Origin of the sequence: Mesorhizobium sp. M7A.F.Ca.CA.001.04.2.1, from assembly GCF_003998485.1 — a bacterium.
Taxonomy (GTDB): Bacteria; Pseudomonadota; Alphaproteobacteria; order Rhizobiales; family Rhizobiaceae; genus Mesorhizobium; species Mesorhizobium ciceri.
The window spans coordinates 24,761-33,524 of record NZ_RZQT01000068.1 but is presented as its reverse complement, the minus strand read 5'-3'; the positions used below and the strand labels follow the sequence as shown (position 1 = coordinate 33,524).

Genomic DNA, 8,764 nt, shown 5'->3' with positions numbered 1-8,764 from the left:
AGCTACAGAATCACATGCGATTCAAACACTTCAAGCCATTTTCCGGCGTCGCTTCTTCACGCTTGACCACAGCACGAAGCAAATGTGTGCGCACGCTAGCCCCTGTGGGAGAAGGTGGATCGGCGCGCAACGCCGCGACGGTTGAGGGGTGCTCCAGCTTGGCGCAGCCCTCAAATCAAGCCTTGCCAGGCACAGTCCTGATCACCGTGCCCCATGGATCTTCGCGGGTCACCGGGCTGGTCACATTGTCCGAACGCATCTCGACCCAGGCCAGACCCGACCGGCTGGGATCGCGGCGGCCGGCGCCCGAACTCTGCCAGGCGTTGGCGCCGATGTGGTGGTGATAGCCGCCTGACGACAGGAACACCGCCTGGCCGCCATATTTGGCCACCGTGTCGAAGCCGAATTCCTGGTTCCACCAGGCTTCGGCGTCTTCCGGCCTGCCGACGCGCAGGTGGACATGGCCGACGACACTGTTTTCCGGCGCGCCCTGCCAGCCGGCGTCACCCGCAGGCACTTCGGCAACGACGGACGGAATGTTCATCCGCTCGGTCGCCATCGCCACCTTGTCGCCATTCCACTTCCAGTCCTGCGGACGGCGGTCGGCATAGATCTCGATGCCGTTGCCATCGGGATCGGTCAGGTACAGTGCTTCGCTGACCAGATGGTCGGAAGCGCCCTCGATTGCGATCTTGTTTGATATGGCGTGGTTGATCCAGCGGCCGAGATCGGCACGGCTGGGCAGCAGGAAGGCAGTATGGAACAGGCCTGCGCTGCGAGGATCATCCGGCTTGGCCGAAGGATCGGCCTCGATGACCAGCAACGGACGGTTGGCGGCGCCCAGCGTGATCGCCCCATCGGCGCGGCTCAGTTCCTGCAGACCGACGATGCTGCGATAATATGCGGCAAGGCTTTCCGCGTCGCGCGCCTTCAGCCCGACGCGGGCAACGCTGACCGGGGTGGTGGCGGCAAAAGGCAACTCGCTCATCAAATGCTCCGTTCGACCGGCCTGCGATGAAGCTCCCAAAGCGAGAAACCCCACTCCGCCGATCATTGTACGTCGTGTCAGTTCCAAAGTCAGGGTTCCCGCGCACGGCTGTTTCTTTTCCTGACCACAGATCGTCCATCCGCATCGTTCACACAAGACGCGAAGAAGCGAACATGGTGTTCACTATTGTGATCAAACGTGGCGTTTCTGCCGGTTGCACGAAGCGATGCCGCTCGCTATCTCAGCGCCATGAAGGTCAGAGACGCAGATATTCTCATCGTGCCGGGCTACACCAATTCCGGCCCCGACCATTGGCAGAGCCGCTGGCAGTCGAAGCTGTCGACGGCGCGCCGCGTCGAACAGGCGGAGTGGTCGAAGCCGGTGCGCGAGGACTGGACGGCGAGCGTCGCCAAGGCGGTCAACGAGGCCGAGCGGCCGGTCGTCCTGGTCGCGCACTCACTTGGCGTCGCCGCGGCGGTGCAAGCCATTCCGCAATTCCGCAAGCCGGTCGCCGGGGCCTTCTTCGTGGCGCCGCCCGATGTCGCTAACCCCGAGATCAGGCCCAGGCACCTGATGACCTTCGGCCCCTACCCGCGTGAGCCGCTGCCCTTTCCCTCGATCGTGATCGCCAGCCGTAACGACCCGTTCTGCGCCTTCGATGTCGCCGAGGACATTGCCGGCGCCTGGGGCTCGCTGTTCATCGACGCCGGCGAGACCGGGCATCTCAGCGAGGATTCAGGATTCGGCCCTTGGCCCGAAGGCTCGATGACCTTCGCCAAGTTCCTGACGGACCTGTAATATATACGGTCAAAGCCTGAACACGAAGCTGCTCGGCAGGCCATCCGGCTTGCGTGAACAATAATTTAATGCAGATCGCGATAATCTCTCCAGCAACGGCGAACTCTGTTCGCCGAACGATTATATTCGCGCGTACTAAATAGCAATTATTCAAAGAAAGCCCATACTTGGCCAAGGATGCTTCACTCGAATTGTTAAGAGGTGTCGCCGCGCTCGTAGTTCTGAATGGGCATTGTTTGGGTGCTTTTGCGCCATTGATGGAAGGCGAGGGAGACTTGGCCGGGCAATCGCTCAAAACAAGCCTGGCTTTCGTCGCGTTCAATGGCGGCTCCGCCGTCTACCTGTTTTTCGTCCTGTCTTCCTACGTGCTCGTGAAGCGTTATTTTCAGACCAGCAAGGCACAAGATCTGCGGTTGGGTGCGATCAAGCGCCTGCCACGACTGGCCGGCCCGGTACTCGTTACGACGCTGGCATCCTGCATCATCTTCAAGCTCGACCTGTATTTCTTCAAGGATGCGGCCGCTGTCACCCAATCCGACTGGCTGAGAAGTTTCGGCAATGCTTCAAAGGTGCTATCGCCGGAGACTGCGAGTTTCGCCGACGCGTTTCTGCAAGGGGCGTGGCGGACGTTCATCTACGGCGACAACTATTATGACAGCAGTCTGTGGACCATGACGGTCGAGTTCTGGGGGAGCATGCTGACCTTCGCCCTCGCCCCGATCGTCTTTTTCCTTCAAGGCCGCTGGACGTTATCCTTCTGGGTCTGCATAGCAGCAGTCGTGTTCCTGGCGCTGCAAGTCAGTTACTTTCTTTGTGCCTTTCCGGCCAGCCTCTTGCTCTATCCGCTTCTCGCCATGGATTTTCGCCCGAATCGGTGGGTGAGAGGCGCCATGGTGATGGTTTCCCTGGCGCTGCTGGGTTATGCGGGGAGTGCCGTGGGCATATATCGCCCGTTCGCCGTCCTTGACGTGGCTTCCGATGTGGGCCTGCGGCAAGCCTGCGTGGCCATCCCGGCAAGCGTCATGTTGGTCTACGCGGTGCTGAGTGTGGATGAGCCTCTATCATGGCTCTCGGGTAAGGTGGCACGTTTTCTGGGCGACCTGTCCTTCCCACTCTACCTCGTGCATGTACCCGTTATCTGCTCATTGGGGTCATGGGTTTTGTTGACAAGCGGTTCCACCGCACTCGGCGCCGCCGCCGCCATACTGGGTTCGATCCTCGCGGCGTTGCCGCTCATGACCTTCAACAACTGGTGGGTCCAGATGGTCGGCGCCCTGTTCAACAGGTTCAGGCGCGACGGACCTATCGCCGCGGCGCCTGCGGCGTCGAGCGCCTAACCGCCCGGCGCTGTGACGGCAGTGCGTCCGGTTCGGGTTCAGGATCCGATCGAATCCTTGATGCCCTTGAGCAGGGTCTTTGCGCCCAGTGAAATCAGCGCATGCTCCGAGCCCATGGCCAGCAGGCGATAACCCATCGACACGACACGGCCGGCAATTGCCGGTTCGACGACATAGATCGCCGCATGTTTGCCGGCCTTGCGGGTGCGCTCGGCCACCGACGCCACCGTCTCCATCATGCTTTCCAGCGTCGAATTGACCGTGGCGCCATTGCTCCAGGCGATCGAGAAATCCGACGGGCCCAGGAAGATGCCGTCGATGCCGGGCGTATCGAGGATGCCATCGAGCGCATCGAGGGCTGCACGCGTCTCGACCATGGCGAAGGCCATGGTGCGCTGGTTGGTGTCGCGCAGCCAGTCGGCCTGGTCGCCTTGGCCGTGGCGGGGAAAAGCGTAGGTCGGGCCCCAGGAGCGCTCGCCGACCGGCGGGTATTTCATGGCGGCGGCGAACAGTTTTGCGTCGGCAACCGAGTTCACCATCGGCGCGATGACCGCCTCGGCGCCGAAATCGAGCGCGCGGCTTGCCATGTCGAAACGGCCAACGGGAATTCGCACCAGCGCCGGCTTGCCGGTAGCGAGCACCGGCACCAGGCCACGCAGCACGCTGTCTTCGTGATGGCCGCCATGCTGCATGTCGAGCGTGACGGCATCGAAACCCTGCTTGGCGACGATCTCGACCGTCAAGGCATCCGGCACACCGGACCATGCGGTGAACAACGTTTCATCGGCCGCGAGGCGGGACTTCAGGGACATGAACTCTTTCCTTGTTAGCGACCGCAGTTTCAGCCGGAAACCGCGGCAAAGGCAAAGAAAAACCGCCCGGATAGGCCGGGCGGTCGATTGGTCCAGCGTATGGCCGCGGGATCAGCGCATGGCCCGGATCAGGTGTTCTTGATCTGCTCGATCGCCTGCGCCATCAGTTCGTCCATGGTGCGGCGGATCTGGTGGTCCGACTGCTCGACGCCGGCCGCGTCGAAATCCCCGCGGATCTTGCGGAACACGTCGTGGTCGCCGGCCTCCTCGATGTCGGAGATAACCACTTCCTTGGCATAGGCGTCGGCATCGGCGCCGGACTTTCCGAGCTTTTCGGCGGCCCACAGGCCGAGCGCCTTGTTGCGGCGCGCCGAGGCCTTGAACCGAAGCTCCTCGTCGAATGCGAATTTACGCTCAAAGCCCTCTTCACGGTCTTTCATGCTGCTCATGGCGTCCCTCCGGGTCAAATTCGATTCGTTGGCGGTGAATATGTGCGTTGCCAAAGCACAAACCAAAAGGTCGCGGGCCGGTCAATATGCTTCATCGCATGCTGCGCTGCGGCATTTCAGTCCCGAAAGCGGTTGATTGGAAGGATTTGCCGATTGAGCAAACGATGTGATTGGGATAGACCCGGCATTGAACCCTACCGTAGCCGCACTATTTCAGGCAGACGGACAGGAAATGGTCTGATACCGCCTGTCCGGAACCCCAGAGAAAAATCAGATGAAAAATCGCCGCCGCATTTATGAAGGCAAGGCCAAGATACTCTATGAGGGACCCGAACCGGGCACGCTTATCCAGTTCTTCAAGGATGATGCAACCGCGTTCAACAAGAAGAAGCACGAGGTCATCGACGGCAAGGGCGTCCTCAACAACCGCATTTCCGAGTATATTTTCAACCATTTGAACCGCATGGGCATTCCGACCCATTTCATCCGCCGTCTGAACATGCGCGAGCAGCTGATCAAGGAAGTCGAGATCATTCCGCTCGAAGTGGTGGTGCGCAATGTCGCCGCCGGCTCGCTGTCCAAGCGGCTCGGCATCGAGGAAGGCACCGTTCTGCCGCGCTCGATCATCGAATTCTATTACAAGGCCGACGCGCTCGACGACCCGATGGTGTCGGAAGAGCACATCACCGCGTTCGGCTGGGCGAGCCCGCAGGAAATCGACGACGTGATGGCGCTGGCCATCCGCGTCAACGACTTCCTCTCCGGCCTGTTCATGGGCGTCGGCATCCAGCTCGTCGACTTCAAGATCGAATGCGGCCGCCTGTTCGAAGGCGACATGATGCGCATCGTCGTCGCCGACGAGATCTCGCCGGACTCCTGCCGCCTGTGGGACGTGGCGACGCAGGACAAGCTCGACAAGGACCGTTTCCGCCGCGACATGGGCGGCCTCGTCGAGGCCTACCAGGAAGTTGCCCGCCGCCTCGGCATCATGAACGAGAACGAGCCGCCGCGCCCGACCGGCCCGGTGCTCGTCGCCTCGACCGACGGCCTCAAAGGCAAGCCGCACTGATCGCGGTTTGCGACCCGATAGTCAGAACAGGAGCATGTCCAGCGTGATCAAGGCCCGCATTACCGTCACCCTCAAGAACGGCGTGCTCGACCCGCAGGGCAAGGCGATCGAACACGCATTGTCCGGCCTGGGCTTCGGCGGCGTCGGCACGGTGCGGCAGGGCAAGGTGTTCGACGTCGAGCTGGCGGAAAGCGACAAGGCCAAGGCCGAAGCCGACCTCAAGGCCATGTGCGACAAGCTGCTGGCGAATACGGTGATCGAGAATTATAGTGTGACGCTTACCTAAGGCTGTGCCGGAGGCACGGATGCCTGAAGTCACGAGTGAACTGATGTACGAGCTTCTCGAGATTGTAGCGATCAGGCTTGCAGGCGTTGAGCACGCAAACGGACGTCAACAATATCTACGCGATAGCAGGCCGTATCGATCAACATCTTGAACGGATTGAGCAGCGCCTCGAGTTGCGCGAACTCGCCGAAGCACAAAGGCCTTACGAACCGAAATGAAATCAGCCGTCGTCCTCCTGCCTGGCCTCAATCGCGACCGCGACATGATCGCGGCGCTGACCAAGATTTCGGGAACACCGCCGGTCACCGTCTGGCAAACCGACACCGAAATCCCCGATGTCGATCTGATCGCCATTCCGGGCGGTTTTTCCTTCGGCGACTATCTGCGCTGTGGCGCGATCGCCGCGCGCATGCCGGTCATGCGGGCAGTGGCCGAAAAAGCGGCCGCGGGCGTGACGGTCATCGGCGTCTGCAACGGTTTCCAGATCCTGGTCGAGGCCGGCTTGTTGCCGGGTGCCTTGATGCGCAACACCTCGCTGAAATTCGTCTGCCGGCAGGTGAAGCTCGAGATCACCAATGCCAACACCATGTTCACCCGCCGCTATCAGCCGGGCCAGATCATCCGCTCGCCGGTCGCGCATCATGACGGCAATTATTTCGCCGACGCCGACACGCTTGCCCGTCTCGAAGGCGAAGGCCAGGTGGTGTTCCGCTATGCCGAGGGCACCAACCCCAACGGCTCGATCAACGACATTGCCGGCATCGTCAACAGCCAAGGCAATGTGCTCGGGCTGATGCCGCATCCGGAAAACCTGATCGAAGCAGCCCATGGCGGTACCGACGGCCGCGGACTGTTCGAGAGCGCCCTCGGCATCGCTGCCTGACGATATCGAAGCGAACAGCTTGAAAACAGCCGGACATTCCTGTCTCTTTGGAGCAAGTCTGGTTCATTGGGGAGAGAGACGGTCATGAAACTCTATTCGCGGCCGTTGTCGCCCTACTCGTCGATCGTGCGGGCATTGGCCTACATCAAGGACGTACCACTCAAGATCATCGCGCCGCCGCCCGGTTTTCCCATCCCGGAAGAGTTTCGCGCCATCTCGCCGATGAACCGGATTCCGGTGCTGATCACCGGCTCGGGCGAGACGATCGTCGAATCGGTGGTCATCGCCGAATATCTCGAGGAACGGTTTCCGGAACCGGCGCTGCTGCCGCCCGATTCCAAGGACCGTGCGCTGGTGCGCATGTTCGCCCGCATCACCGATCTCGATGTGCTGACCCCGTTGATGAAGCTTTTCGAGCTTCATTCCGTGCCGAAGCGCAACAATGCCGAGATCGACGCTCAGTTCGCCCGCCTGCATCATGGACTGGCGGCAATCGAGGCCCGTATGGCGCAAGGGCCCTTCGCACTCGGCGACGACATCAGCTTCGCCGATGCCTGGCTGACGCCGACGCGGTTCATCTTCAACAATTTCCGCGCCATGACAGGACGCCACGACCTGCTCGACGCCTATCCCAAATTCGACGCCTACCAGCAGATCGCCTCGCAACACCCGGCATTGTCGCGTGTGTGGGGCGAGATGACCGACGGCTTGAAAATCTTCCTGTCCGAGCTTGAGATGGGTGCCGCTTGATCAAGTCGAGGACGATCGCGCTGGTCGCCGCGGCGGGCTTTGTGCTGGCATCCTGTCAGTCGACGCCAAAGAGCACGCCTGTGCCCTCGGGCAAAAGTGCTGCGCTGCTGGCCATGGAACAAGTGGCGATCGCCGCCCACAAATGCTGGATCGCCAGCAAGGACCCGGCCTTCAAACCGTACCAGATGGCCAATGAGCTGAATTCGTTCAGCGGCGCGCCGCGTTTCCTGCTGGTTCCGGCCAAGCACTATGGCGGCAAACCTTTGCTGGTCGTGCAGGCGCAAGGCAATTCTAGCCGTGTCGACGTCTTCGGACCGCTGATGAACGATCCGCTCGGCGCCCGCATCGGCTCCGACATTGCGCGCTGGCAGGCCGGCAATCCGGCCTGCGCCGCGACGGCCTAGCCCATGGGCCGGTTCCTGCAGATTGTGGGGCTGGTCATCGGTCTGGCCGGGCTCATCCTGCAGTTCTGCATCAGCATTCCTGCATCGATGGAAGCAGGCCGCAGCCTGCTTGGCTCCGTCATTTTCGTCTTCAGCTTCTTCACCATCCTGACCAACATCGGCGCGGTGCTGGTGTACACGTCGCTGCTGTCACCCACCTTCTATGCCTGGCTGCCGGCCTTTGCAGGGGCGCGGATGCGCACCGGCGTTGCGGTTTCGATCGCACTGGTCTTCATCATCTACGCAACGGTTCTGGCACGACTCTGGCAGCCGCAGGGACTGTTCCTGCTCTGCGATGTTCTCCTGCACTACGTCACGCCGGTGCTGTTCGTGCTGTGGTGGCTGATATCGGGCGCCGACGGCCGGACACGCTGGAGCGACATTTCGTGGTGGGTGATCTATCCCATCGCTTATCTGGTCTATGCGCTGGTGCGGGCGCCGCTTGCCGGCGAGGTGCCCTACCCTTTCCTGAACATCGCCAAGAACGGCGCGACCAGCGTCGTCATCTCAGCTGCAGCCATCACCGGACTTTTCCTCGTGCTGTGCGTGGTCGCCGTCCTTGCGGACCATGCCGTTGCACGCACCAGGGCGTCGAGGGTCCGTTAGAACTGTGCGGACCTTCTGTCCGGATTTCCCGGGACCATCATCTTTCCCAAACCGGTTCCCACTTTTGGGATCACGGTCAGTCCCAGAACGGCCTGATGCCCTCGCGGTGGGCGTCGCAGCGCGTGACGCCGATATCCTTGAGCTGGTCGTCGGTCATCTCCAGCAGAGCCAACCGGCTGCGGCGGCGATCCAGCAGGTTGTCGATCCATCTTGCCAGCGACCTCAGCACGCGCACAAGGCGGCTGACAAAGCCGCGCTGAGCCGACGGGCGTGTCGATTGGGCCGATAATGCAGCGCTCGAATGACGTATTGTCGCGATTGTATTCATTTTCTTTCTGCCAAA

At 61.4% G+C, this 8,764-nt stretch carries 12 protein-coding genes; 8 read left to right on the top strand and 4 right to left on the bottom strand.

Features of this window, described 5'->3' with window-relative positions; genetic code table 11:
- Nucleotides 1–175: 175 nt before the first annotated feature.
- Entirely contained in the window at nt 176–988 is an 813-nt protein-coding gene (locus EN955_RS21160) for a VOC family protein (RefSeq protein ID WP_024504556.1), read from the bottom strand.
- Between the two features lie 249 nt (nt 989–1,237).
- Between EN955_RS21160 and EN955_RS21155 the strand changes: the two genes are divergently transcribed.
- Together EN955_RS21155 and EN955_RS21150 are read left to right on the top strand one after the other, a co-directional pair.
- A complete protein-coding gene (locus EN955_RS21155; protein WP_013532123.1) occupies nt 1,238–1,786 on the top strand; it encodes an alpha/beta hydrolase in 549 nt (182 codons plus the stop codon).
- Between the two features lie 167 nt (nt 1,787–1,953).
- Nucleotides 1,954–3,123, top strand: a complete 1,170-nt coding sequence (locus tag EN955_RS21150; RefSeq protein ID WP_024504557.1) for an acyltransferase — start codon at nt 1,954–1,956, stop codon at nt 3,121–3,123.
- 38 nt (nt 3,124–3,161) lie between these two features.
- On the opposite strand, the gene EN955_RS21145 is transcribed toward EN955_RS21150, so the two are convergent.
- Nucleotides 3,162–3,935: an HpcH/HpaI aldolase/citrate lyase family protein gene (locus tag EN955_RS21145; protein WP_013532125.1), complete on the bottom strand. Its 774-nt coding sequence runs from the start codon at nt 3,933–3,935 to the stop codon at nt 3,162–3,164.
- Between the two features lie 128 nt (nt 3,936–4,063).
- Nucleotides 4,064–4,384 carry a DUF1476 domain-containing protein gene (locus tag EN955_RS21140; RefSeq protein WP_013532126.1) on the bottom strand — a complete coding sequence of 107 codons (321 nt, stop codon included), beginning with the start codon at nt 4,382–4,384 and terminating at the stop codon, nt 4,064–4,066.
- A 274-nt stretch (nt 4,385–4,658) separates the two neighbouring features.
- Between EN955_RS21140 and purC the strand changes: the two genes are divergently transcribed.
- The 6 genes from purC to EN955_RS21105 all read left to right on the top strand — a co-directional run bounded on the left by purC (nt 4,659) and on the right by EN955_RS21105 (nt 8,421).
- Nucleotides 4,659–5,453: a phosphoribosylaminoimidazolesuccinocarboxamide synthase gene (gene purC / locus EN955_RS21135; RefSeq protein WP_013532127.1), complete on the top strand. Its 795-nt coding sequence runs from the start codon at nt 4,659–4,661 to the stop codon at nt 5,451–5,453.
- 43 nt (nt 5,454–5,496) lie between these two features.
- Entirely contained in the window at nt 5,497–5,739 is a 243-nt protein-coding gene (purS, locus tag EN955_RS21130) for a phosphoribosylformylglycinamidine synthase subunit PurS (RefSeq protein WP_013532128.1), read from the top strand.
- Between the two features lie 214 nt (nt 5,740–5,953).
- Entirely contained in the window at nt 5,954–6,622 is a 669-nt protein-coding gene (gene purQ / locus EN955_RS21120) for a phosphoribosylformylglycinamidine synthase subunit PurQ (protein ID WP_024504558.1), read from the top strand.
- An 84-nt stretch (nt 6,623–6,706) separates the two neighbouring features.
- Nucleotides 6,707–7,372, top strand: a complete 666-nt coding sequence (locus tag EN955_RS21115; protein ID WP_013532130.1) for a glutathione S-transferase family protein — start codon at nt 6,707–6,709, stop codon at nt 7,370–7,372.
- A complete protein-coding gene (locus tag EN955_RS21110) occupies nt 7,369–7,776 on the top strand; it encodes a hypothetical protein (protein ID WP_024504559.1) in 408 nt (135 codons plus the stop codon). Before EN955_RS21115 ends, EN955_RS21110 begins: the two co-directional genes overlap by 4 nt.
- Nucleotides 7,777–7,779: 3 nt before the next feature.
- A complete protein-coding gene (locus EN955_RS21105) occupies nt 7,780–8,421 on the top strand; it encodes a Pr6Pr family membrane protein (protein ID WP_013532132.1) in 642 nt (213 codons plus the stop codon).
- Between the two features lie 76 nt (nt 8,422–8,497).
- Here the strand turns inward: EN955_RS21105 and EN955_RS21100 are convergent, their stop codons facing one another.
- Nucleotides 8,498–8,749: a DUF1127 domain-containing protein gene (locus EN955_RS21100; protein ID WP_013532133.1), complete on the bottom strand. Its 252-nt coding sequence runs from the start codon at nt 8,747–8,749 to the stop codon at nt 8,498–8,500.
- Nucleotides 8,750–8,764: the final 15 nt, after the last annotated feature.

Coding starts and splice junctions, on each gene's coding strand:
- EN955_RS21160 (WP_024504556.1), bottom strand. CDS start 988: ATGAGCGAGTTGCCTTTTGCCGCCACCACCCCGGTCAGCGTTGCCCGC.
- EN955_RS21155 (WP_013532123.1), top strand. CDS start 1,238: ATGAAGGTCAGAGACGCAGATATTCTCATCGTGCCGGGCTACACCAAT.
- EN955_RS21145 (WP_013532125.1), bottom strand. CDS start 3,935: ATGTCCCTGAAGTCCCGCCTCGCGGCCGATGAAACGTTGTTCACCGCA.
- EN955_RS21140 (WP_013532126.1), bottom strand. CDS start 4,384: ATGAGCAGCATGAAAGACCGTGAAGAGGGCTTTGAGCGTAAATTCGCA.
- purC (WP_013532127.1), top strand. CDS start 4,659: ATGAAAAATCGCCGCCGCATTTATGAAGGCAAGGCCAAGATACTCTAT.
- purQ (WP_024504558.1), top strand. CDS start 5,954: ATGAAATCAGCCGTCGTCCTCCTGCCTGGCCTCAATCGCGACCGCGAC.
- EN955_RS21115 (WP_013532130.1), top strand. CDS start 6,707: ATGAAACTCTATTCGCGGCCGTTGTCGCCCTACTCGTCGATCGTGCGG.
- EN955_RS21105 (WP_013532132.1), top strand. CDS start 7,780: ATGGGCCGGTTCCTGCAGATTGTGGGGCTGGTCATCGGTCTGGCCGGG.
- EN955_RS21100 (WP_013532133.1), bottom strand. CDS start 8,749: ATGAATACAATCGCGACAATACGTCATTCGAGCGCTGCATTATCGGCC.